Here is a 23301-nt window from a genome sequence, read left to right as displayed (position 1 = left end):
CCGCTCATTTGCCTACGGCCAACTGCTTGCTAGCTCCCCGCAGAGACAGGAACTTTCCGCCTCGCCACCGCCGAAACTAGGGCAGCTGTCACTCGCGCGTGCATGAAATCTTCGAAACCCCGTGCCTGCCGCAGGATATTGCCGCCCTTTGGGCCGAATGCATCGGCAGAGCGCTTGAGGTATGAATAAAACGTCCAACTTCGGTAGTCGCTTGTCAGATTCGTCTTCTTGACCTTGCTGAACCGCTGGGAAAACAGCGGGAAGTTAAAACTGCCGATCAGCATCCCGGCGTCCAGCGTCGGGTTCTTCTCGGCGTGCCGCCGCCCGTCTCGCTTCGCCGCACTGGCCACTTTTCCATAGAACCGCGAAATGGTGCTGTCGCGCACATAGACTCGCCACCCATCATACCGGAATCCAAGGTACTCAAAGCCATTCTTCATCGTCTCGTCGGGTCTTTGTTTCAGGTGGCGGAACTGGAGCCCGCCGGGAACACGCTGGAACTGGGCAACGCAAGTCTTGGTATCCTTGATTCGCAACTCCGGCCCATGCTTGCGCATTTCTGTCGTAGCGAAGTCGACGGCCGCGCGCGCCTCTGAGCTTCCACCGGGCAGGATGAGCAGAATGTCGTCGGAATAGCGCATGTAACGACCATCCCGCGCCCGGACGTAGTCAGCCATCACCCTGTCGAACTCCAAAAGATAGAAGTTCGCGATCAGATCGGAGATCGGAGCGCCCTGAGGTACGCCATGTGGGACGAGGTTCTTCTGGATAAGTGACGGGCCGTATTGCGGATCACCGCCACAAATCTTGGCGCGGAAATCTGAATTGGAGCAGAGTTGCTTAGGCATGTCACAGAAGGGAATCAGGAAGCCCGGGATCATTTTCCCGTTCCGCTCGCGCATCCCGAAATACCCTAAACGCAAGTAAACGGAGCGCTGATCGACAAAACTGTAGTTGGTAATGTTCTTGAAGACCGCGTAGTGATCCGGCGGCAGTTTAGTGACGCCCAGCAAGTCGCACCAGAGGCGCTTAATCCGTTTGTGATCCAAGTTTTCGAAGTAGCCCTTGATGTCAAGCGCCACGGCAACACAATCCCCGAGGCGATCGATTTCATCAAAGGCATCCTTGGCGAAATCAATGTTGCATTTCCCGCCGCCCCGTCCAGGCTTCAGCACTTGTCGATAAGCTATCGGGCAATCCTCAATACCCATCTCACGAAGTCGTGCTTCATACAGGCGAGAAAGCTTCCGGCGATAGTAAGCAAAGATGTAGGCATCGCGTCGTGCGCCGTACCTAATCGGACGTGTCTTCTTGTCCGGCGCTGCCGCATCGGTGGAGCGGTACGGTTGCCATGACTCTTCATAAAGGAAAAAAGGATAGAATGAGTTGGTCCTGACCTTTTCTGGGTCAGAGACGAGACGTCGAATTTCTCTTAGAGTGATCGGCGCATCAAAATGCGGATAGTACTTAAGATCCTTGGCCGTGAAATCGAAATCGTCTTCCATCAACCCTCGCGAGAGGGGGCAAGAGCATCAGATCAACGCACTGACCCTTAACATCTCCGCCCCCGCCGTTCTGCGGTGTGCGTTCGTCTTCGACGTGGTCGTGTATACTGTGAAGCAGCTGGCAATGTGGTATTGCCGGACTGCCGCAAAGCCGCCCGCGTGGCTGGCGAGAGGAGCCCAAATGCTGGTACTCGCGATCTGCACCGGCTGCGAAACTGGCCTTGACAGTTTAAACACGTAACTGAACGCCCCCAATTGAGCGCCATTCCGTTCAAGTATGAGCGGATTTTAGCCGATTCAAGATGGCTTTCGGAAAAATTTGATAATGAAGGCCAACGCCTTCATGCGTTGCGACCGGCCATCTTGCGGACAATGAACTGGTCGAGGTCGACGCCCTCTATGCCCCTCTGCGATGAAGCGTCTGGCCGAGAGTCGCGCGGATGCGCCAGCGCCTGCACCGCGCGTGCCTGATCCAGCCGTGCTTTTGCCTCACCGGTGAAGGACTGCCATACCGGCGAGGCTTCGATGACCCCGGCCAGGGTCGAGGCCGTGTAAGTCGTGCCGAACGCCTGCTTCGCCCCTTGCGCCACATAGGCCACGGTCTCCGGCCATTTCAGCCAGCGCGGACTGGCATCTGCGAGGCGATTGACCCAGCCAGCCAGGCCGCGCAGGAAACCGGAGAGCCCTTCGAACAACCCCGGTCCTGCCGGTGGCTGGCGCAAGGCTTCCAACCCGTCACTGAGCACAGGCGCCAGCGCGAGGGACATCTCGCGGTTGCGATCCGCGTCGTGGTTCGTCCAGCTGCCCATCTGTCCGGGGGTCTCCAGCCGCTCAATCAGCACCGGGTCGGGATCGACCTGCCGGATGGCGGCGATCAGCCCGCCGGTGGCGATGGCATGCACCGTCTCGGCCTCCTGAAGCCGGCTGGCGACCGTGTCCTGCATGACCGCATCGCGGCGGCGCTCTTCCTCGTCGGCAAGGCGACGAGCCTCTTCGGCGCGCAAGATGGCAATCTCTGCGTCCTTCTGCGCCTTCAGCCGTTCCTGCTCGGCCTTCCACGCAGCCCGGTCCAGACGGCGGCGGCGCGGCCCCGTCCGGGCCTGCCCATGCTTCGCGCCGACCTCGGCGTGATAGCGGTCCTGCCAGCCGCGCATCGCCTGCTTGTAGCTGCGCGATGGCGAGCCGGACCAGCCGTGGTCCTTGTGCCGGTCCTGCTCGCGATGGCCCTCGTGGCAGCGCTTGGCGTCCATGCGCATATTGTCATTTGCACATATGGGCACGGCCAGCACATGCACATGCGGGTGGGCTTCATCGAGATGCTCTACGATGCTCAGCACTTCGGCCTTGTTCCGAACCGCATCGGCCTTGGCGAAGGCGATCACGTCCCTGCGCCAGCGCAGATACTCGGCTTGATCCATCCCCTCCACTGGATCGGGAAAGCTGAACACGCTGGCGATCATCACATGCGTGTCGCTGCGGATGCCCCGCAAGGCATCCTTTCGATCCGGCTGCTCCTTGCGCCGCCGACGCAGCAGCTTGTTCTGTTCGGCAATGCGCTGCTCGATCAGCGCGACTACCTCCGAGGGCCGGATGCCTTCGAGGATGATGGGCGGCTGCGGATTCCCGACATGCGGGCAGGCTCCATCCAGCCGCTCGGCCTCATCGGCGATATCGCTGACCGACCGGCTCTTGCTGTTACCCTTGCGCGAATAGGTCTGCTTGTGCGCAAAGATCGACTTCCCGGCGCGGTCAGGCATGGCCGGTCTCCCGGCTGAAGGCCGTCAGCTCACCCAGCAGCGCATCGACCACGGCACCCTGCCGTGCCTCTTTCCGCACCATACCGATAAAGGCCGCGGCAGCATCCCTGACCCGGAAATCGTCGTGGCGACAGGCATTCCGATCCGCGATCAGCAGGCAGAGCGCCGTCCGGGCCTCGCCGAGAATCTCGCAGCTCTGCCGCCATGCCCGAGTGGAGATCCCGATATTCATCGCAAGATCGCGCGCCGCCATTACGAAGCATTGCTCATCCGGGGCACGGCCGGATCCGAGGCCGGCAGCGTAAAACGCCAGATATTCCCTGAACCGCTCCGATGCCAGCAGCCAGGTCTGCGCCGGCGTGGTGCGGATCGGCTGCCGCGCTGCCCTGTTCTCAGCCCTACAGGTTTTATCGATCTGATCAGGATTGGTATTGGGTAGGGTAGAAATGTCGCACTGGTGGGACATTTCACCCCCACCGGCGTCTGCCGAAAAATCGGCCAGCACCGCCTCCAGTGCAGCGGCAACCTGCCTGAGGCGCTGAAAGCTCTGGATCGTGGATGGCCGGTGGTTCGGCAGGACGGCATCGGCGGCGAGCTCTGCCTCATCACAGCCAAGCCCACGGATGCGCTCGAACAGCTTGTTGATCTGCTTGCGCAGCGCCTTGGCCGCGACCTGCTCCTGCATGGCCCGCTGCGCCAGCGCCTGGATTTCTCGTGCGCGCCCAATCAGCGGGGCGAGGTTGATGCCGAACTCGTGCCGGATCACGCCGTGAAGCCGATGACCGCTGCGGCGGCTGCGATTGGTGCTGGACTTGTGGATCAGTCCCCGCTCAATCAGTTCGGCTTCGATCCGGGTGATCTGCCGGCGTTCCATGCTCAGTGAGGCCGCGATTTCTGTGACCGAAGCCCAGAAGGCGCAGATTCGGCCCTTGGCGAAGTCGCCGTCCGTGGTGAGCCCGATGGCATGGCGCAGATAGCCCACGGCGCCCTTGCTGAGCCCGAGCGGCCGGCGCGCGCTCTCGACCAGGCGCAACAACTGCCAGCGGGTCAGATCAGCCGGCAAGCCGGCATGCGTGAGGTGCTGCATCATGTCCGCACCGCCGATTTTCTGCACGCAAGACCTCTTACGGCAGTTGATTCGAAGGAAGCGCTAATAGTATAATAGCTACGAAGGCTGGACGCTTTCGAATGAGCTTTGACCCCGGTTTCGGTTGCCGCCGAGCTGGGGTTTCCTTTTCTCTCCCTGAGAACGTGTCCCTTTTCGACACATAACCCATTGTTCTCCAAACACCCGAAAACGCCGCGCGTGTCCCAGAAGAGCCCCTGATTTTTATAGGTTTTCTGGCAATCCGTAGGTTCCCCTACGGGCTGCCACTTCATCCCTTATTTTCGATGGCTTGAAAGCTGCGATTGTCCTGCAATTCGTGGGATGAGGGCAATTTACTCATGCCGCCATCCGCCAGCCGCGCGCGCCCTGCCACCTTGGGACAGATGGCGTCTTTTGCGCAAGGAACGCGATGATTTCGTATTCCATCGCCCCAGCATGGACCAAGCGGGTCGCCCCCGCCTTGCGCAAATCGTAAAGCCGTCGCCTGGTTTATTCATCCTGCCGGACGAATGTCGCCACCCCGACAGATGAAGCCGCGCCGGGAAGCGGCCAGGCAATCACCTGTCGCCACCGCATGATCGCAGGCGGGGCGCCTGACGAGTTTCAGCGGATCGCCCTCGGCGGCGCCGATGAAAGCGCCGGCCGGTTCGCCCTTGCGGATCGTGGCGTTGCGGAACCGGATCGGTCCCCCCGTTCAGCCGTCGCATTTGCCCGGCGGGTCGCCAGCCTTCCATGCCTTGCCGGCCGGGACCGGGGCGCGGAATCACCCCGACCTCCTCCAACCGGCCAGATCGGTCCTAGGCCTGAAGCGACCTCACCCCGACTTCACCTTCGCCGCGCGACTTGATCGCCGCGACTGCGGCGATGCTGCCGGCGGCGGTGGTGTAATAGGGGATCTTGTCGTTCAGCGCGACCGCACGGATCTCGCGCGAATCGGCGATGGCCTGGGCGCCCTCGGTGGTGTTCAGCACCATGGCGATCTCGCCGTTCTTCAGCCGGTCCACGATGTTCGGGCGGCCCTCATAGACCTTGTTCACCAATTCGGTCTCGACCCCCGCGCCGCGCAGGAACTCGGCCGTGCCGCGGGTCGCGACCAGCTTGAAGCCCATGGCGGTCAGCTCGCGCGCAGCCTCGGCCAGATCGGCGGTCTTGTCGGCGTCGCGGACCGAGACGAAGACCAGCCCGCCTTCGGGCAGCTGCGTCCCCGCCCCCATCTGCGCCTTGAGGAAGGCGCGCGGGAAGCTGCGGTCCCAGCCCATGACCTCGCCGGTCGAGCGCATTTCCGGGCCAAGCAGCGTATCGACGCCGGGGAAGCGGGCGAAGGGCAGCACCGCCTCCTTGACCGAGAACCAGGGCGTGTTGGGATCGGCCAGCGTCAGAGGATCGGCAAAGGGCAGCGGATCGTCGGGGCCGACGCCCTCGGGATAGGCCGCGCGGGCGGGGAAGTTCGACATCGGCTCGCCCGCCATCAACCGCGCGGCGATGGACGCAATCGCGCTGTCGGTGGCCTTGGCGACGAAGGGCACGGTGCGCGAGGCGCGCGGGTTCACTTCCAGCACATAGATCGCGCCGTCCTTCAGCGCGAATTGCACGTTCATCAGCCCGACGACGTTCAGCGCGCGGGCCATCGCCTCGGTCTGGACCTTCAGCTCGGCGATGGTGGCGGCGTCCAGCGTATGCGGCGGCAGCGAGCAGGCCGAGTCGCCGGAATGGACGCCTGCTTCCTCGATATGCTCCATGATGCCGGCGACATGCACGGTCTTGCCGTCGGACAGCGCATCGACATCGACCTCGATGGCGCCCGAGAGATAGCTGTCCAGAAGCACCGGGCTGTCGCCGGAAACCTGCACCGCCTCGCGGATATAGCGGTTGAGCTGGTCCATGTCGCGCACGATCTCCATCGCGCGGCCGCCCAGCACATAGGACGGACGGATGACCAGCGGGAAGCCGATGCGCTGCGCGATCTCGATGGCCTCGACGTCGGAATGCGCGATGCCGTTGATCGGCTGCTTCAGCCCCAGGTCGTTGAGCAGCTTCTGGAAGCGCTCGCGGTCCTCGGCCAGGTCGATGGCGTCGGGCGTGGTGCCGAGGATCGGGATGCCCTCCTCCTCCAGCGCATTGGCCAGCTTCAGCGGCGTCTGGCCGCCGAACTGGACGATGACGCCGTGCAGCGTGCCGTTCTCCTGCTCGACCGCCAGGATCTCCAGCACATGCTCCAGGGTCAGCGGCTCGAAATACAGCCGGTCCGAGGTATCGTAATCGGTCGAGACCGTCTCGGGGTTGCAGTTGACCATGATCGTCTCGTAGCCGGCCTTGGTCAGCGCGAAACAGGCGTGGCAGCAGCAATAGTCGAACTCGATGCCCTGGCCGATGCGGTTCGGGCCACCGCCCAGGATCACCACCTTCTTGCGGTCGCTGGGCCGGGCCTCGTTCTCGACATCGCCCATCGCCGGGGCCTCGTAGGTCGAATACATATAGGGGGTCTGGGCCTCGAACTCGGCCGCGCAGGTGTCGATGCGCTTGAAGACCGGGTGCAGGTCATGGGCGCGGCGGGCCTGGCGAACCTCGGCCTCGGCCTTGCCGGCAAGCTTCGCCAGCCGCGCATCGGTAAAGCCCATCATCTTCAGCCGCCGCAGGCCCTCGGCATCCTCGGGCAGGCCCTGGGCGCACAGCTCGGCCTCGGCATCGACGATCTCGCGCAGCCGGGCCAGGAACCAGGGGTCGAAGCTGGTCGCGTGCTGGATCTCGTCGTCGGAAAGCCCGTGGCGCATGGCCTGGGCGATCAGGCGCAGCCGGTCGGGGGTCTGCTGGCTGATCGCCTTGACGATGGCCGCCTTGTCGGGCGCGCCGGGGATCTCGATGTCGTCAAGCCCGGTCAGCCCGTTCTCCATCGAGGTCAGCGCCTTTTGCAGCGATTCGTGGAAGGTGCGGCCGACGGCCATGACCTCGCCCACGGATTTCATCGCCGTGGTCAGCTCGGGCTTGGAACCGGGGAACTTCTCGAAGGCGAAGCGCGGGATCTTGGTCACGACATAGTCGATCGAGGGCTCGAAGCTGGCCGGCGTGACGCGGGTGATGTCGTTGTCCAGCTCGTCCAGCGTATAGCCCACCGCAAGCTTGGCGGCGATCTTGGCGATGGGGAAGCCCGTGGCCTTGGACGCCAGCGCCGAGGAGCGCGAGACCCGCGGGTTCATCTCGATCACCACCATGCGGCCGTCGCGCGGATTGATCGCCCATTGCACGTTCGAGCCGCCGGTCTCGACCCCGATCTCGCGCAGCACGGCGATCGAGCCGTTGCGCATGCGCTGGTATTCGCGGTCGGTCAGGGTCAGCGCCGGGGCGACGGTGATCGAATCGCCGGTATGCACGCCCATCGGATCGACGTTCTCGATGGAACAGACGATGATGGCATTGTCGGCGCGGTCGCGCACGACCTCCATCTCGTATTCCTTCCAGCCCAGCAGGCTCTCGTCCACCAGCACCTGCGCCACCGGAGAGGCTTCCAGCCCCGAGCGCACGATGCGCTCGTAATCGTCGCGGTTATAGGCGACGCCGCCGCCGGTGCCGCCCAGGGTAAAGGCGGGGCGGATGATGGCGGGCAGGCCGATCTCCTCCAGCGCCTCCATGGCCATCGAGACCCCGGCCGCGATGTCGTATTTGCCGTTCGGATGCTTGGGCGCGGCGACGATGGTGGCGCGCGGGTTCTCCAGCCCGATGCGGTCCATGGCCTCGCGGAACAGCTTGCGGTCCTCGGCCATCTCGATGGCGGCGCGCTGCGCGCCGATCAGCTCGACGCCGTAGCGGTTCAGCACGCCCATGTCGGCCAGCGCCAGGGCGGTGTTCAGCCCGGTCTGCCCGCCCATGGTCGGCAGCAGCGCATCCGGCCGCTCCTTGGCGATGATCTTTTCCACCACCTCGGGAGTGATCGGCTCGATATAGGTCGCATCCGCCATCTCGGGATCGGTCATGATCGTGGCGGGGTTCGAGTTCACCAGGATGACCCGGTAGCCCTCTTCGCGCAGCGCCTTGCAGGCCTGGGCGCCGGAATAGTCGAATTCGCAGGCCTGCCCGATGACGATGGGACCGGCACCGATGATCAGGATGGATTTGATATCGGTTCTTTTCGGCATGACGGTCCCCAGGGCTTGCGGCTGATAAATCGTCCGGGGTTATAGCCATGGCGGGCGAAGTCGCAAGGGTCCGCGCCGCCCGCCCGGCCAAAAATCCGCCACGGAAAGCGGCGCCGCCGGCCAGGCGCCGCCCCGCGCTTCTTCGTTGCCCAAATACCCATGCGGCCGCGCCGCCGGGCCGAGGGCTCAGAACTGGGGCGCCTTGCCCTTCTTCAGCGACTTGCCGTGGCTCGCGATCCAGTCCATCGCCGCCAGCAGCACGCCCGAGATCACGAAGACCAGGTGGATCACCACCATCCAGCGGATCTGCTCGGGGGCGTATTTGCCGACATCCATGAACACCTTCAGCAGGTGGATGCCCGAGATCGCCACGATCGAGGCCACCAGCTTCAGCTTCAGCGCCGAGAAATCCACCTCGCCCTGCCACTCCGGCCGGTCCTCGTGTTCGCTCAGGTCCATGCGGCTGACGAAATTCTCGTAGCCCGAGAAGATCACGATCAGCAGGAGGTTCGCCGCCAGGCTCAGGTCGATCAGCGCCAGCACCCCCAGCACCGCATCGTTGACCGTCATCACCGGCAGGATGCCGATCAGATGCCAAAGCTCCAGCGCAAAGACCCAAAGCAGGATGAGCAGAGACAGCGCCAGACCGACATAGATCGGCGCCATCATCCAGCGGCTGGCGAAAAGGCTGCGTTCGAGAAGGCGTTCCATGAATGCTCCTGAATGGATGGTCGGCCCGCGCTATACAGCCAGGACCGCACCGGCCAAAAGGGGGCACGGGCGCGCACCCCGCAGCCCGCCCCTTCGCCGTTTTGCAGATACTCCGGGATCGGCGGCGCCGGCACTCAGTCCGCCAGCTGGTCCTCGGCCTTCTGCGCCAGGGCCTCGGCCCGCGCGGCCAGTTCCGCCATGGCCTCGCCCAGGCTCTCGGGCACCACCGGCACCTCGACGCGCTGCGGGTTGGCCTTCAGCCGCGCCAGCTCGCGCTCCAGCGAGGCCAGGCGATCCTCAAGCGCCGAGGTGCGGTCGGCCAGCATCAGCCCCGACAGCAGCAAAAGCCGCGGCTCGGGCATCCGGCCGGCCTGTTCCAGAATCACCCGCGCCTCGGCATCCAGCAGGCCGGCGGCGCGCTTGAGCAGCCGCTCCTCGCCCTCCTGGCAGGCCAGGGTATAGGACTTGTGCCCGATCGAGAAATCCACTTCCGCCATGGTTCAGCCCCTTCCCTCGTCCAGCGCCGCATCGGCATGCTCGGCCGTGTCCGGCGCCGTCTCCGAAACGCCCTCCGCGGTGGCGGGGGCCTCGATCATGCGGTCCAGCGCATCGACGATCTCGCCCATCTGCGCGACCTCGGCCGCGCGGGCGGCGCGCAGCGATTCGACCTCGGCCTCCAGCGCGCGGCGGGCCTCGTCCTGCGCCCCGTCCCCCTGCTGCGCCGCGATCAGGGCGCGGTTGGCCTCGGCCAGCGCCTCGTTGGCGGCCGAAAGCCGGGCGGCCTCCTCCCCGGCCTCGACCAGGCGCCGATGCGCCTCGGCCAGCCTCTGCTCGCAGTCGGAAAGCGTGACGGACTGGTGCTCGTGCAGGGCGGCAAGCTCTTGCGAAAGGCGGCGGTTTTCGGCCTGAAGCTCGTGCAGCTGCGAGGCGGCCTCCGCATCCGCCGGGACGGGCTGCGGGGCATGCCGCGACGCGGCGGTACGGTCCAGGAACTGGTCGATGCGGTCCAGGGCCGCGATCAGCCGTTTTTCACTGACGTTCAGATCATCTCTCATCGGCCAGGATCCTTTCGGGTCGCTTGTCCTTCGGGGCTCGCCCACCACTTTTCGCATTGCACCGGCCATATGACAAGGACGGGCGGGACGCGGCGGGGTTTTCCCGCCGGGCCTGCGGCGCCGCATCGGCTTTTCAGCCGCCGGATCGGACCCTATAAGGCGGCAAGCCTGCATGATGGAGAGAGACGCGATGCGCCGCGCAAAGATCACCCGCGAGACGGCCGAGACGCAGATCGAGGTCGAACTGGACCTCGACGGCAGCGGCCGCTACGACAACCGGACCGGCGTCGGATTCTTCGACCACATGCTGGACCAGCTGGCCCGGCATTCGCTGATCGACCTGACCGTGCGGGCCAGGGGCGACCTGCATATCGACGACCACCACACGGTCGAGGATACCGGCATCGCCATCGGCCAGGCGCTGACGCAGGCGCTGGGCGACAAGCGGGGCATCCGCCGCTATGGCGCCTTCCACCTGGCGATGGACGATGCGCTGGTGCGCGCGGCGCTGGATCTGTCGGCGCGGCCCTATCTGGTCTGGAACGTGGATTTCCCGGCGCAGAAGATCGGCGGCTTCGACACCGAGCTGGTGCGCGAATTCTTCCAGGCGCTTGCGACCCATGGCGGGATCACCCTGCATGTCGACCGGCTGCACGGGCTCAACGCCCATCACATCGCCGAGGCGGCCTTCAAGGCCGTCGCCCGCGCCCTGCGCGAGGCGGTCGAGCCCGACCCGCGCATGGCGGGCGTGCTGCCCTCGACCAAGGGCGCGCTGTGATGCGGGTGGCGCTGGTCGATTACGACAGCGGCAACCTGCATTCGGCCGAAAAGGCCTTTGCGCTGATGGGGCGCGAGGCGGGGGCCGAGGTGGTGGTGACATCCGACCCGGCCGAGGTCGCGCGCGCCGAGCGCATCGTGCTGCCGGGCGACGGCGCCTTTCCGGCCTGCCGGGCGGCGCTCGACGCCGTGCCGGGCATGGTCGAGGCGCTGCACGAGGCGGTGATCGCCCGCGCCGTGCCCTTCATGGGCATCTGCGTCGGCATGCAGATGCTGGCCGAGATCGGGCACGAATATCGCGACACCGCGGGGCTGGGCTGGATCGGCGGCGAGATCGAGGCGATCCGGGCGCCCGGCCTGAAGGTGCCGCATATGGGCTGGAACGACCTCAGGGTGCTGCGCCCGCACCCGCTGCTCGACGGGATCGCGACGGGCGACCATGCCTATTTCGTGCATGGCTGGCAGTTCCGGGTCGCCGATCCCGCGCATCTGCTGGCGACCGCCGATTACGGCGGGCCGGTGACGGCGGTGGTCGGGCGGGACAACATCGTCGGCACCCAGTTCCACCCCGAGAAGTCGCAGGCCGTGGGGCTGCGCATCATCGGCAACTTCCTGCGCTGGCGCCCGTGACGGGCGGTGGCGGGGGCTCTGCCCCCCGCCTTCCAGGCCCCTCGACGGGGCCTGAAAGGCGTCCCCCGGAGTATTTGGAAAACGGAGAAAGCCGCAGCGGAAGCCGGGCGGCTATTTGACCCGCACCCATTGCTGCGTCTTGCAGAAGACCGCGACGCAGCCCGAGACGTTCAGCGTCTTGCCGTCGAGCTGCATCTTCGACTTGTAGGTCTTGTCGGCGCCGGGATCCCAGATCGTGCCGCCCGAGAACTTGCCGCCGCCCACGTCGGCCATGCCGGCGACGATGTTCTTGCCGTCATGGGGCGACTTGATCTGCTTGCCCGCCTTGTCGAAGCTTCTGACCAGCCGGCCGCAATACTTGCCGCCGCAGTCGTAGAACTCGACCATGCCGACATTGCCGTCGTCATTGGCCTGGGTCTGGAAGATGCCGCCGATGCCCTGGGCCTGCGCGGTGGCGCCCGCAAGCGCGAGCAGCGTGGCAAGAGCCAATGTCCTCATGGTGATTCCCCCCTCCCCAGGGTTATGGTCCGGGGCGCAGGATGGGCGCGCCCCGGACCACCGATCAAGCCTGACGTGAGGTCGCGGCCGGCGGATCCGGGGCCTTTCGGTCCGCCGCCGGCTGTGGCAAAGGGGCGCCACGCTATCAGGAGAGATGCGATGATCCTTTATCCCGCGATCGACCTCAAGGACGGCAATTGCGTGCGCCTGCTGCGCGGCGACATGGAGGCGGCGACCGTCTTCGGCTCGGACCCCGCCGCGCAGGCCCGCGCCTTCCAGGATGCCGGGGCGGAATGGCTGCATCTGGTCGACCTGAACGGCGCCTTCGCCGGCAAGCCGGTCAATGGCGCCGCGGTCGAGGCGATCCTGGCCGCCATCGACGTGCCCGCCCAGCTGGGCGGCGGCATCCGCGACATGGCGACCATCGAGGCCTGGCTGGAGCGCGGCCTGGCGCGGGTGATCCTGGGCACGGTGGCGGTCGAGCAGCCCGACCTGGTGCGCGAGGCGGCGATGGCGTTCCCCGGCAAGATCGCCGTCGGCATCGACGCCCGCAACGGCCGGGTGGCGACCCGCGGCTGGGCCGAGGAGACCGACGTGATGGCCGTCGACCTGGCGCATCGCTTCCAGGACGCGGGCGTGGCCGCGATCATCTATACCGACATCGACCGCGACGGCGCCATGGCCGGCCCCAACATCGCCGCGACCGAGGCCCTGGCGCGGGCGGTCAACATTCCGGTCATCGCCTCGGGCGGGGTTTCCTCGATGCAGGATCTGCTGGCGCTGCGGGCGACCGGGGTCATCGCCGGGGCGATCTCGGGCCGGGCGCTCTACGACGGCGCCATCGACCTTCATGCGGCGCTGAAGGCGCTGGCCTGAGCGCGCGGGGCGAGGTAACAAGGCATCATGCTGAAGACCCGTGTGATCCCCTGCCTGGATGTCGCCGATGGCCGCGTGGTCAAGGGCGTGAACTTCGTCGATCTGGTCGATGCCGGCGACCCGGTCGAGGCGGCGCGCGCCTATGACGCCGCCGGCGCGGACGAGATCTGTTTTCTCGACATCCATGCCACGCATGAGAATCGCGGCACCATGTACGACCTGGTGACGCGCACCGCCGAGGCCTGCTTCGTGCCGCTGACCGTGGGCGGCGGCGTGCGCAGCCACAAGGACGTGCGCGACCTGCTGCTGGCGGGCGCGGACAAGGTCAGCTTCAACTCGGCCGCCGTCGCGAACCCCGACGTGATCGCCGAGGCCGCCGACCGCTTCGGCAGCCAGTGCATCGTCTGCGCCATCGACGCCAAGACCGTGGCGCCGGGCAAGTGGGAGATCTTCACCCATGGCGGCCGCAAGCCCACCGGCATCGACGCCGTGGAATTCGCCCGCACCGTCGCCGCCAGGGGCGCGGGCGAGATCCTGCTGACCAGCATGGACCGCGACGGCACCAAGTCGGGCTTCAACATCCCGCTGACCCGCGCCGTGGCCGATGCGGTCGGCATCCCGGTGATCGCCTCGGGCGGGGTCGGCATGCTGGAGCATCTGGCCGAGGGCGTGCTGGAGGGCCATGCCTCGGCGGTCCTGGCTGCCTCGATCTTCCATTTCGGCACCTTCACCATCCGCGAGGCCAAGGAGCATCTGGCCGCCGCCGGCATCCCGGTGCGGCTGACATGAGCGATCCCCTGACCACCGGCCTGCACCGCCTGGCCGGGACCATCGCCGCGCGCAAGGGCGCCGACCCCGAGAGCAGCTGGACCGCCAAGCTGCTGGCCAAGGGCCCCGAGAAATGCGCCGAGAAATTCGGCGAAGAGGCCGTCGAGGCGATCATCGAGGCGGTCAAGGGCGACCGCGAGCGGCTGATTTCCGAGGCTGCCGATACGCTTTACCACCTGCTGGTCATGCTGGCGGCGCGCGACGTGACGCTTTCCGACGTGGAAAATGAACTCGACCGCCGCGAGGGGCGTTCGGGGATCGAGGAAAAAGCGTCTCGAAAGTGACAATATGCTGGACATGCTGGCGGGCGAGTTCTCGCGCCCCATGAGCCTGCCCGCCGGCGTGGTCGCCTTGCGGCTGACCATGGCGGTTCTGCTGGGCGGGGTGATCGGCTGGGAGCGCGAGGTGAAATCCCGCGCCGCCGGGCTGCGCACCCATATGCTGATCGCGCTGGCCGCGGCCTGCTTTACGCTGGTGGCGATGGAACTGGTCGATTTCAGCCCGGTGAACGAGCAGCAGCAGCGCACCGACCCCCTGCGGCTGATCGAGGCGGTGACGGCGGGCGTGGCCTTCCTGGCCGCGGGGTCCATCGTCATCAACAAGGGCAATGTGCGCGGCATCACCACCGGCGCCTCGATGTGGCTTTGCGGCGCCATCGGCCTGTGCTGCGGCACCGGCGACCTGCGCCTGGCGCTGATGGCCACCGCCATGGCCATGGCGGTGCTGTATCTGATCCGCGTCCTGGTCAGCCCCGCCGCCCGCGACGTGGCGGAGGGGGAAGAGGACTAGGGCGCGACCGGCACAACCTTGACCGCGCCGCCCTGCGCCGATAGCGCGATCTCGCCGGCCGCCAGCCGCAGCGCGTCGCGGCCGAAGACCTCGGCGCGCCAGCCCGACAGCGCCGGCAGGTCGCGCATGCCCGAGGCGATGGCGTCCAGATCCGAGGCCGAGGCGATCAGCCGCGGCGCCACCCCGGCCGCATCGGCCTTGGCCTTCAGCAGCACCCGCAGCAGCTCCGCCAGCGCGGCATTGCCCGGCCGGCCCGGCTCGTCGGGGGCGGGCTTGGGCAGATCCTTGGCCTCGACCCCGGCCTTGACGGCCGAAAGGATGCCATTGGCGATCTCGCCACGGCGTGCGTCGCGCAGAAGCAGCCGCGACTTGGCCAGGTCGGCCTCGGAGAGCGGCTTGGTCGAGGCCAGCTCGATCAGCGCGTCGTCCTTGAACACGCGGGCGCGCGGAATGTCGCGTTCCTGCGCATAGGTCTCGCGGAAACGCGCGAGTTCGCGCACCACGGCCAGGAAGCGGGGCGAGCCGGAGCGGGTGCGCACCCGCTCCCACGCCTCTTCCGGGCGGGTGATGTAGGTTTCGGGGTTCAGAAGCACCGCGACCTCTTCGGCCAGCCAGGGCGCGCGCCCGGTCTTGTCGAGCTGGGTCGAGAGGAACTCGTAGATCGCCCGCAGATGCGTCACGTCGGCCAGCGCATAGGCCGCCTGCGCATCCGAGAGCGGCCGGTGCGACCAGTCGGTAAAGCGCGACGACTTGTCCAGCGGCTGGCGCGCGATCTTCTTGACCAGCGTCTCGTAGCCGACCTGCTCGCCAAAGCCGCAGACCATGGCGGCGATCTGGGTGTCGAACAACGGATCGGGCATCACGCCCGCGTCGTGGAAGAAGATCTCCAGATCCTGCCGCGCGGCATGGAATACCTTGACCGTCGCCTTGTGGCGGAAAAGGTCGTAGAGCGGCTCGAGCGACAGCCCCTCGACCAGCGGGTCGATCAGCACCGCCGAGCCCCCCGCCGCCTTCGCGGCCGAGGCCGGGGGCAGCGCGGCCTGGATCAGGCAAAGCCGGGAATAATAGGTCCGCTCGCGCAGGAATTCGGTGTCGAGCGTGACATAGGGCTGGGTCTTGGCCAGGGCGCAGAACTCGGCCAGTTCGGCCGTGGTGGTCAGGGTGCGGATCTCGGGCTTTTGATCGTTCGTTGCTTTTGCGGGCATAGGGTTCCTTCAGGGGGCGGTCCTTCCGCCGGCGATTCCTTTCGGGATTATCGAAGGTTCGCCGAAATTCAAGGCGCGACCCGGCGTTTCAACGCGGTTCGATGTCGCCCTGTGCCCGCATTGCCTCGAATCGGGCAACGAACTCGGCCAGGGTTCCGCCCGCGATGGCGTCGCGCAGCCCGGCCATCAGCTCCTGGAAGTAATGCAGGTTGTGCCAGGTCAGCAGCATCCCCGAGATCATCTCGCCGGCGCGGAAGACGTGATGCAGATAGGCGCGGCTGTAGCCGGTGCAGGCCGGGCAGCTGCAATCGGCATCCAGCGGGCGCGGGTCGTCGGCATGGCGGGCGTTCTTGATATTGACCTGCCCGCGCCGGGTCCAGGCCTGCCCCGTGCGCCCCGAGCGCGAGGGCAGTACGCAATCCATCATGTCCACCCCGCGAACCACCGCGCCGACGATGTCGTCGGGCTTGCCCACGCCCATCAGGTAGCGCGGCTTGTCCTGCGGCAAGAAGCCCGGCGCATAGTCCAGCACGCCGAACATCGCCTCCTGCCCCTCGCCCACGGCGAGACCGCCGATGGCATAGCCGTCGAAGCCGATCGCCTTCAGCGCCTCGGCCGATTCCTCGCGCAATTCGCGGGTGACGCCACCCTGCATGATGCCGAACAGCGCATGTCCCGGCCGGTCGCCGAAGGCGTCGCGGCTACGCTCGGCCCAACGCATCGACATGCGCATGGATTTCGCCACCTCCTCTTCGGTCGCGGGCAGCGCCGGGCATTCGTCGAAGGCCATGACGATGTCCGAGCCCAGCAGGCGCTGGATCTCCATGCTGGTCTCGGGCGAAAGGTGGTGCTTGGAGCCGTCGACATGGCTGGAGAAGGTCACGCCCTCTTCCGTCAGCTTGCGCAGGCCCGCCAGCGACATGACCTGGAAGCCGCCCGAATCGGTCAGGATCGGGCGCGGCCAGTTCATGAACTTGTGCAGCCCGCCCAGCCGGGCGATGCGTTCGGCGCCGGGGCGCAGCATCAGGTGATAGGTGTTGCCCAGCAGGATGTCGGCGCCGGTGGCGCGGACCGATTCGGGCAGCATCGCCTTGACCGTGGCGGCGGTGCCCACGGGCATGAAGGCGGGGGTGCGGATCTCGCCCCGCGGGGTCTGGATCACGCCGCTGCGGGCGCGGCCGTCGGTGGCGTGGACGGTGAATTGGAATCTGTCGCTCATGCCTGCGCAGATAGGGGGTTTCGCCGGCGGATGCAAAGCCGCCCTTACGCCCCGGCCGCGCGCAACAGTTTCGCCCGTCCCGGGGGAATGGCCCGGATCTCCAGCCCGGTGAAGACATGCAGCGTATCCATCTGCCGATCCACCACCGCATGGTCGCTGACCCAGCCCCCCATGGCGAGGTATGAGCGCAGAAGCGGCGGCATCGCCGCCATCGCCCGGCGCGGGTCCGCCTTGCGCAGCCGCAACGCGCGGGCAAAGCGAAACACCTGCGGCGCCTTGACCCGCGGCAGCCAGCGCTTCGGCGCCAGATGCCGCTCGCGCAGCATGGCGAACGCGTCCTCGTAGCCGTGGATGTCGGTGCCGGCAAAGCTGGAGCAGCCGAACAGCATCTCGATGCGCGCGTCGTCGACATGCCGCGCCAGCGCGCCCCAGGCAAGGCGCAGGATGTCCGGGTCGTGCCATTCCGGGTGGATGCAGAAGCGGCCGATCTCGACCATGGGGCCGCGGAAATCGCGCAGCCGCGACAGGTTGTAATGGCGCGCGGAATAGCTGTCGCCGATCTGGGAGCCGCAGGTCAGCGTCAGCATGCGAAAGCACGCGACCAGCCTGCCGCCGGCCTTGTCGCGAATCAGCACATGGCTGCATCGGTCGTCGTAATCGTCGGCATCCAGCGGCGGCTCGCCATCCCCCGCGCCCGCACCGCGCCGGCCCAGAAAGCAAAGCCAGCGCAGCCGCTGCGCCTCGCGGATCTCTGCGGGGCCTTCGGCAAAGCCGACCTGGTAACGGCCCTTGCTGAGTGAAATCATGGCGTTCCCGCCCGGCCCGTAAACCGGCCCGCTCCGACTTGTTAACATCCATACTGCGCCTATCTTGTAACAGCAGCATGGCAGGATTGAAGGGCCAAGATGTCGGAACGGATCATCAAGAACGACGCGGAATGGCGGGCAGAGCTGGACGCCGAGACCTATCGCGTGACGCGGCAGGCGGGGACCGAGCGGCCGTTCTCGCATCCGGGCTTTCCCAAGGGGCCGGGGCATTACGAATGCGCCTGTTGCGGGGCCCGGCTGTTCGAGGGCGACGCCAAGTTCGAAAGCCATTGCGGCTGGCCCAGCTTTTCCCGCCCCAGCCCGGCGGGCGACATCGACGAGCATCGCGACACCAGCCACGGCATGATCCGCACCGAGGTGCGCTGCCACCGCTGCGACGCGCATCTGGGCCATGTCTTCCCCGACGGCCCGCCGCCGACGGGCCTGCGCTATTGCATCAACGGCGTGGCGCTGCGCTTCGTGCCGGAGCCGGGCTGAAGGGCGGCCAAGCCGCGAAAGGGGACGCCCGACAAGGCGCCCCGCCCCACCCCGATCAATCGCCCAGGAAATCCCCGGCCTGGACGCGGCCGACATTGCCCAGAAGCTGGCGGATCAGGCCGAGGCTGGTCACGCCGGTATCGGTGACGCGGCGCGACAGCACCACGACCTGCCCGCGCTCCAGCCCGAAACGCTCGACATTGCTGACCACGCCGCTTTCGGCAAAGCTGATGGCGACCACCTGGCGGTCGATCTCGCGCGGTTCGCGCGGGCCGTAGAACTGCCAGCGCGAGCCCACGTAATACCAGGCCGAGCCGGTCAGCAGCCCCTGCGCCGAAGGCCGGCCGATCAGCCCTTCCAGCTCGGCCTGCGGGGTCTGGCCGACGACGACCTGGGCCAGCTGCTCCTCGGGCGGGATATAGCCGTGGTTGCGATAGGTGGCCTGGCAGGCGGAAAGGCCCAGAGGTGCGGCCAGTGCAAAAGCCATGATCTGCCGCCGGGAAATCTTCATCTTTTCTCTGCCCTCTTACGCGCCTGTTGACGCCGCGCGACCGGCTTAGCAAACTCATGCCCCACGCTCAAGAATATCCAGACCAAGGGCGGTTTTGCCCGCGAAAGGCCACCGATGACCGATTCCAAAGCCCCGCAGACCCGGTTCCGGGTGGCCCATCTGAACCCGCGCCAGCCGACCGATTTCGCGCTGGCCCCCACAGCGCCCGCCCGCCGGGCGCTGGCGGCGGAGCTGGGGCTGATCGCCCTGCCCCGGCTGGATTTTTCCGGCCGCATCCGCGCCGTCGCCAGCGACGCCTGGGAGGTGACGGGGACGCTTTCGGCCCGCGTCGTGCAGCCCTGCGTGGTGACGCTGGCCCCGGTCGAGACCGAATTGCGCGAATCCCTGCACCGCGTCTTTTCGCCCCTTGCCGGCACGCCCGAAGGCGACGAGGTCGAGATGCCGGACGAGGATCTGGAGCCCCTGGGCCAGTTCATCGACATCGAGGCGATCATGACCGAGGCGCTGGCGCTGGCGCTGCCGCTTTACCCGCGGGCCGAGGGCGCGGCGCTCGACGCCCCCCAACCTCCGCCCGAGGAAGAGGCGCGCAAGCCCTTCGCCGGGCTTGCCGACCTGCTGAAAAACCCCAAGGATTCCTGAACTAGGCGGAACGCTGGGCGATCTGCCAATCCGGCGCCATCTCCGGCCCCAGGTTCAGCGGCGCCAGCATCCCCGCGCCCAGGATGTGATCGGCGGCCTTCTCGCCGGTCATGATCGAGGGCGCGTTCAGGTTGCCGTTGGTGATGCGCGGAAAGACCGAGCTGTCGGCGACGCGCAGCCCCTCGACCCCGATCACCCGCAGTTCCGGGTCGACCACCGCCAAGGGGTCGTCGGCCGCGCCCATCCGCGCCGTGCCGCAGGGGTGGAATGCCGACTCGGCATGGTCGCGGATGAAGGCGTCGATCTGGTCGTCGCTCACCACGCCCTCGCCGGGCTGGATCTCGTGGCCCTTGTAGGCGGCGAAGGCGGGCTGGGCAAAGATCTCGCGCGTCAGCCGCACGCAGGCGCGGAACTCGGCCCAGTCGTCGGGATGCGACATGTAGTTGAAGCGGATCTCGGGCGCCTGCTTGGGGTCGGCGGATTTCAGCCGCACCGTGCCGCGCGACTTCGACCGCATCGGCCCGACATGGACCTGGAAGCCGTGCCCCTCGGCCGCCGCCCGGCCGTCGTAGCGCACGGCCAAGGGCAGGAAGTGATACTGGATATCCGGGTATTCCACCCCGGCGGCCGAACGGATGAAGCCGCAGCTCTCGAACTGGTTCGAGGCCCCGAGGCCCGTCCCCGTCGCCAGCCATTGCGCCCCGATCGAGCCCTTCCCCCACAGGTTCCAGTGCTTGTAGAGCGTGACCGGCTGGGTCGCGGTATATTGCATGTAGACCTCCAGGTGGTCCTGGAGATTCGCGCCCACGCCCGGCCGGTCCGCCAGGATCTCGATGCCATGCGCGCGCAGATGCCCGGCCGGGCCGATGCCCGACAGCATCAGAAGCTTCGGCGTATTGATCGAGCTGGCCGAAAGAATCACCTCCTGCCGCGCGCGGAACACGGTGATGCCGCGGGTGTTGCCGACCTCGACGCCCACGGCGCGGCAGTCCTCGAAGACCACCCTCCGCGCCAGCCCGCGCCGCAGCCGCAGCAGCCCGGTCTCCTGCGCCGGGCGCAGATAGGCATTGGCGGCCGACCAGCGCCGCCCCTCCCAGATCGTCGCCTCCATGGCGCCGAAGCCTTCCTGGCGGGCGCCGTTGTAATCCTCGGTCGTCGGATAGCCGGCCTCGCGCCCGGCGCGGATGAAGGCGTCGAACAGCGGGTTCTTGCGCGAGCCGCGCGTCACATGCAGCGGCCCCTCGCTGCCGCGATAGTCGCTGACCGCGCCATGCGAGGTCTCCATGCGCTTGAAATAGGGCAGCACGTCGGCATAGGCCCAGCCGCTGGCGCCGCTCTCGGCCCAGAAGTCGAAATCCCTGGCATGGCCGCGCACGAAGACCATGCCGTTGATCGAACTCGACCCCCCGACCACCTTGCCGCGCGGCGTGACCAGCCGCCGCCCGCCCAGATGCGGCTCGGGCTCGGATGAAAACCCCCAGTCATAGCGGCGCATGTTCATCGGATAAGACAGCGCCGCCGGCATCTGGATGAAAGGCCCGACATCGCTGCCGCCATATTCGACGATGTCCACGCGCTTGCCGGCCATCACCAGCCGGTAAGCCAGCGCACAACCAGCCGATCCGGCACCGACGATCACATAATCCGGGATCACGCCTGCCTCCCCTGCATCGCCCTGGCGGGCTTCTTCGTTGTCCAAATACCCATGCCGACCGTGCTGCCGGCGCGGCGCCGATCAATAGGGCGCATCGACGCCTCCCATGCCGACATAGACCGATTTCAGCTGCGAATAATGCTCGATGGCCGCGGCCGAGTTCTCGCGCCCGATCCCCGACAGCTTGACGCCGCCAAAGGGCGCCTCGACCGGGGTCAGGTTATAGGCGTTGATCCAGGTGGTCCCGGCCTGCAGGGCCGCCGCGACCCGGTGGCCGCGCGCCAGGTCGCGGGTGAACACCCCCGCCGCCAGCCCGTAGGGCGTGGCATTGGCGCGGGCGACGGCCTCCTCCTCGGTCGCGAAGCCCAGCACCGACATGACCGGGCCGAATATCTCCTCGCGCACGATCCACATCTCATCCGAGGCATCGGCAAAGACGGTCGGCGGCACGAAGGCGCCCTCACCCGGCCCGCCGCAGACCAGCCGCGCGCCCTCGTCGCATCCGCGTTGGATGGCGGCACGGATCTTCGCCGCCTGGCCTGGGCTGACGATGGGGCCGTGCTGGGTCGCCTCGTCCAGCGGATCGCCGATCCTGATCCTGGCCACCCGCTCGGCCAGCCGGTCCAGGAAGGCGGGCAGGATGCCTTGCTGCACGAAGACCCGCGTCCCGTTCGAGCAGATCTGGCCCGAGGAATAGAAATTCGCCAGCATCGCCGCGCCGACCGCATCCTCCAGCGAGGCGTCGTCGAAGACGACCAGCGGCGACTTGCCGCCCAGTTCCATCGTCACATGCCGCATGCCCTCGGCCGCCGCGGCATAGACCCTTTGCCCGGTCGCGACCGAGCCGGTCAGCGACACCTTGGCCACGCGCGGATCCGTCACCAGCGCCGCACCGACCGCACCACGGCCCTGCACCACGTTGAAGATACCGGCAGGCAAACCGGCCTCGGCCAGGATCTCGGCCAGCTTCAGGGCGCCCAGCGGGGTTTCCTCGCTGGGCTTGAAGACCATCGCATTGCCCATGGCCAAGGCAGGCGCCGCCTTCCAGCAGGCGATCTGGCTGGGATAGTTCCAGGCGCCGATGCCGGCGCAGACCCCCAGCGGTTCGCGAATCGTATAGACGAAATCGCCGCCCAGCGGGATCATCTGCCCGGTGACGGTCGGCGCCAGCCCGCCGAAATATTCCAGCGCATCGGCGCCCGAGGGCCAGTCGGCCACCCGCGTCTCCTGGATCGGCTTGCCGGTGTCCAGCGTCTCCAGCCGCGCCAGTTCCTCGCCCCGTTCGCGGATGATCTGCGCCGCCCGGACCAGCACCCGGCCGCGCTCGACCGGGCGCAGCGCCGCCCAGGCCGGCTGCGCGGCGGCAGCGGCGGCGGTCGCCTGCGCAACCTGCGCCGGGGACGCCTCGCGCAGCCGCGCGATCACCGCGCCGTCATAGGGGTAATGCACCGGCAGCGCCGCGCCCTCGCCCTCGACATGGGCGCCGTCGATGTAAAGGCTTGCCGGCGGTTGCGCGTCATGGCTCATGGCAGCACCTTTTCCAGATAGTCCAGCGTGGTTCGTTCGGCGGCGGCGGCATCGGCCTCGTTGGACAGCGCCGCGCGCAGGTAAAGCCCGTCGATCAGCGCCCCCAGCGTGCGGGCGATGGGCTCGGCCCCCGCCCCGGCCAGCGGGCGCAAGGCCGTCAGCAGGTTCGAGGCGAGCCGGCGGTGATAGACCCGCAACAGCCGCGCCGCCTCGGGCTCGACCAGCGCCAGCGCATAGAAGTTCAGCCAGGCGGCGATGGTGTCATGTTCGAAATTGGCGGCGTCGAAACTGGCGGCGATGATGGCGCGCAGCCGCTCCTGCGGCGTTTCGGCACCGCGCAGCGCAGCGCGGGTCGAGTCGCCGTATTGCGCCAGGATATGCCGCATCGCCGCCAGGAAGATCCGCTCCTTCGAGCCGAAATAGTGATGCGCAAGCGCCGAGGACATGCCCGCCGCGCGCGCGATCTGCGCCACGGTGACGTCCAGCGAGCCCGCCCGGCCCACCGTGGCAATCGCGGCGTTGATCAGCGCCGCTTTTCGGATAGGTTCAGCGCCAAGCTTGGGCATGACAGGACACCA

The 23301-nt window shown here is 67.2% G+C and carries 23 protein-coding genes; 8 read left to right on the top strand and 15 right to left on the bottom strand.

Annotated elements, in window-relative coordinates:
• Nucleotides 1–29: 29 nt before the first annotated feature.
• The 7 genes from E3U26_RS20110 to E3U26_RS20080 all read right to left on the bottom strand — a co-directional run bounded on the left by E3U26_RS20110 (nt 30) and on the right by E3U26_RS20080 (nt 10266).
• Complete coding sequence (locus E3U26_RS20110; protein ID WP_499107419.1) at nt 30–1505, bottom strand: RNA-dependent RNA polymerase family protein; 1476 nt, start codon at nt 1503–1505, stop codon at nt 30–32.
• Between the two features lie 341 nt (nt 1506–1846).
• The gene (locus E3U26_RS20105; protein ID WP_499107418.1) at nt 1847–3262 is read right to left on the bottom strand and encodes a plasmid recombination protein; all 1416 of its coding nucleotides are present in this window, start codon (nt 3260–3262) and stop codon (nt 1847–1849) included.
• A complete protein-coding gene (locus E3U26_RS20100; RefSeq protein WP_499107416.1) occupies nt 3255–4376 on the bottom strand; it encodes a helix-turn-helix domain-containing protein in 1122 nt (373 codons plus the stop codon). The genes E3U26_RS20105 and E3U26_RS20100 overlap by 8 nt, the downstream gene beginning before the upstream one ends.
• Nucleotides 4377–5167: 791 nt before the next feature.
• Entirely contained in the window at nt 5168–8500 is a 3333-nt protein-coding gene (gene carB, locus E3U26_RS20095; RefSeq protein WP_499107415.1) for a carbamoyl phosphate synthase large subunit, read from the bottom strand.
• A gap of 186 nt (nt 8501–8686) precedes the next feature.
• Nucleotides 8687–9211 (bottom strand): YqhA family protein, encoded by a 525-nt coding sequence (locus E3U26_RS20090; protein WP_499107413.1) that lies wholly within the window; start codon nt 9209–9211, stop codon nt 8687–8689.
• Nucleotides 9212–9345: 134 nt separating this feature from the next.
• Nucleotides 9346–9708, bottom strand: a complete 363-nt coding sequence (locus E3U26_RS20085; protein ID WP_024843277.1) for a cell division protein ZapA — start codon at nt 9706–9708, stop codon at nt 9346–9348.
• Nucleotides 9709–9711: 3 nt separating this feature from the next.
• A complete protein-coding gene (locus E3U26_RS20080) occupies nt 9712–10266 on the bottom strand; it encodes a hypothetical protein (RefSeq protein WP_499107412.1) in 555 nt (184 codons plus the stop codon).
• A 190-nt stretch (nt 10267–10456) separates the two neighbouring features.
• On the opposite strand from E3U26_RS20080, the gene hisB reads away from it, so the two are divergent.
• Entirely contained in the window at nt 10457–11044 is a 588-nt protein-coding gene (gene hisB, locus E3U26_RS20075; protein ID WP_116221087.1) for an imidazoleglycerol-phosphate dehydratase HisB, read from the top strand.
• A complete protein-coding gene (gene hisH / locus E3U26_RS20070; RefSeq protein WP_499107411.1) occupies nt 11044–11673 on the top strand; it encodes an imidazole glycerol phosphate synthase subunit HisH in 630 nt (209 codons plus the stop codon). The genes hisB and hisH overlap by 1 nt, the downstream gene beginning before the upstream one ends.
• Nucleotides 11674–11784: 111 nt before the next feature.
• Here the strand turns inward: hisH and E3U26_RS20065 are convergent, their stop codons facing one another.
• Nucleotides 11785–12171: a DUF2147 domain-containing protein gene (locus tag E3U26_RS20065; protein WP_499107409.1), complete on the bottom strand. Its 387-nt coding sequence runs from the start codon at nt 12169–12171 to the stop codon at nt 11785–11787.
• Nucleotides 12172–12330: 159 nt separating this feature from the next.
• On the opposite strand from E3U26_RS20065, the gene hisA reads away from it, so the two are divergent.
• Genes hisA through E3U26_RS20045 form a run of 4 tightly spaced genes read left to right on the top strand, consistent with a single transcriptional unit; the run spans nt 12331 to nt 14664 of the window.
• Nucleotides 12331–13047 (top strand): 1-(5-phosphoribosyl)-5-[(5-phosphoribosylamino)methylideneamino]imidazole-4-carboxamide isomerase, encoded by a 717-nt coding sequence (gene hisA, locus E3U26_RS20060; RefSeq protein ID WP_036749502.1) that lies wholly within the window; start codon nt 12331–12333, stop codon nt 13045–13047.
• 27 nt (nt 13048–13074) lie between these two features.
• A complete protein-coding gene (hisF, locus tag E3U26_RS20055) occupies nt 13075–13836 on the top strand; it encodes an imidazole glycerol phosphate synthase subunit HisF (RefSeq protein ID WP_116221089.1) in 762 nt (253 codons plus the stop codon).
• Entirely contained in the window at nt 13833–14159 is a 327-nt protein-coding gene (locus tag E3U26_RS20050) for a phosphoribosyl-ATP diphosphatase (RefSeq protein WP_499107407.1), read from the top strand. The genes hisF and E3U26_RS20050 overlap by 4 nt, the downstream gene beginning before the upstream one ends.
• A gap of 4 nt (nt 14160–14163) precedes the next feature.
• Nucleotides 14164–14664, top strand: coding sequence for an MgtC/SapB family protein (locus E3U26_RS20045; RefSeq protein ID WP_499107405.1), 501 nt, complete (start codon nt 14164–14166; stop codon nt 14662–14664).
• On the opposite strand, the gene rnd is transcribed toward E3U26_RS20045, so the two are convergent.
• The 3 genes from rnd to E3U26_RS20030 form a co-directional block, all read right to left on the bottom strand.
• Nucleotides 14661–15833, bottom strand: a complete 1173-nt coding sequence (gene rnd, locus E3U26_RS20040) for a ribonuclease D (RefSeq protein WP_036749739.1) — start codon at nt 15831–15833, stop codon at nt 14661–14663. The two genes, E3U26_RS20045 and rnd, sit on opposite strands and share 4 nt — an antisense overlap.
• 124 nt (nt 15834–15957) lie before the next feature.
• On the bottom strand, nt 15958–17088 hold the full coding sequence (gene tgt, locus E3U26_RS20035) for a tRNA guanosine(34) transglycosylase Tgt (RefSeq protein ID WP_072460774.1): 1131 nt from the start codon (nt 17086–17088) through the stop codon (nt 15958–15960).
• Between the two features lie 44 nt (nt 17089–17132).
• The gene (locus E3U26_RS20030; RefSeq protein ID WP_499107403.1) at nt 17133–17894 is read right to left on the bottom strand and encodes a GNAT family N-acetyltransferase; all 762 of its coding nucleotides are present in this window, start codon (nt 17892–17894) and stop codon (nt 17133–17135) included.
• Nucleotides 17895–17993: 99 nt separating this feature from the next.
• Here E3U26_RS20030 and msrB point away from each other — a divergent pair, with 99 nt between their 5' ends.
• Nucleotides 17994–18392 carry a peptide-methionine (R)-S-oxide reductase gene (gene msrB / locus E3U26_RS20025; RefSeq protein ID WP_499107402.1) on the top strand — a complete coding sequence of 133 codons (399 nt, stop codon included), beginning with the start codon at nt 17994–17996 and terminating at the stop codon, nt 18390–18392.
• 55 nt (nt 18393–18447) lie between these two features.
• Here msrB and E3U26_RS20020 read toward each other — a convergent pair whose 3' ends face one another.
• A complete protein-coding gene (locus E3U26_RS20020; protein ID WP_240540457.1) occupies nt 18448–18879 on the bottom strand; it encodes an outer membrane protein assembly factor BamE in 432 nt (143 codons plus the stop codon).
• A 138-nt stretch (nt 18880–19017) separates the two neighbouring features.
• Between E3U26_RS20020 and E3U26_RS20015 the strand changes: the two genes are divergently transcribed.
• Nucleotides 19018–19542, top strand: a complete 525-nt coding sequence (locus E3U26_RS20015) for a YceD family protein (RefSeq protein ID WP_499107400.1) — start codon at nt 19018–19020, stop codon at nt 19540–19542.
• Between the two features lies 1 nt (nt 19543).
• Here E3U26_RS20015 and betA read toward each other — a convergent pair whose 3' ends face one another.
• From betA to betI, 3 genes are all read right to left on the bottom strand, one after another.
• The gene (gene betA, locus E3U26_RS20010) at nt 19544–21196 is read right to left on the bottom strand and encodes a choline dehydrogenase (protein WP_499107399.1); all 1653 of its coding nucleotides are present in this window, start codon (nt 21194–21196) and stop codon (nt 19544–19546) included.
• Nucleotides 21197–21277: 81 nt separating this feature from the next.
• Nucleotides 21278–22723 carry a betaine-aldehyde dehydrogenase gene (betB, locus tag E3U26_RS20005; protein ID WP_499107397.1) on the bottom strand — a complete coding sequence of 482 codons (1446 nt, stop codon included), beginning with the start codon at nt 22721–22723 and terminating at the stop codon, nt 21278–21280.
• A complete protein-coding gene (gene betI, locus E3U26_RS20000; protein WP_036749472.1) occupies nt 22720–23289 on the bottom strand; it encodes a transcriptional regulator BetI in 570 nt (189 codons plus the stop codon). The genes betB and betI overlap by 4 nt, the downstream gene beginning before the upstream one ends.
• Between the last annotated feature and the right edge of the window lie 12 nt (nt 23290–23301).

Source organism: Paracoccus ferrooxidans, from assembly GCF_029909815.1.
GTDB lineage: Bacteria > Pseudomonadota > Alphaproteobacteria > Rhodobacterales > Rhodobacteraceae > Paracoccus > Paracoccus versutus.
Note: the sequence above shows the minus strand (reverse complement) of the source record. Positions and strands in the feature narration are given on the sequence as shown.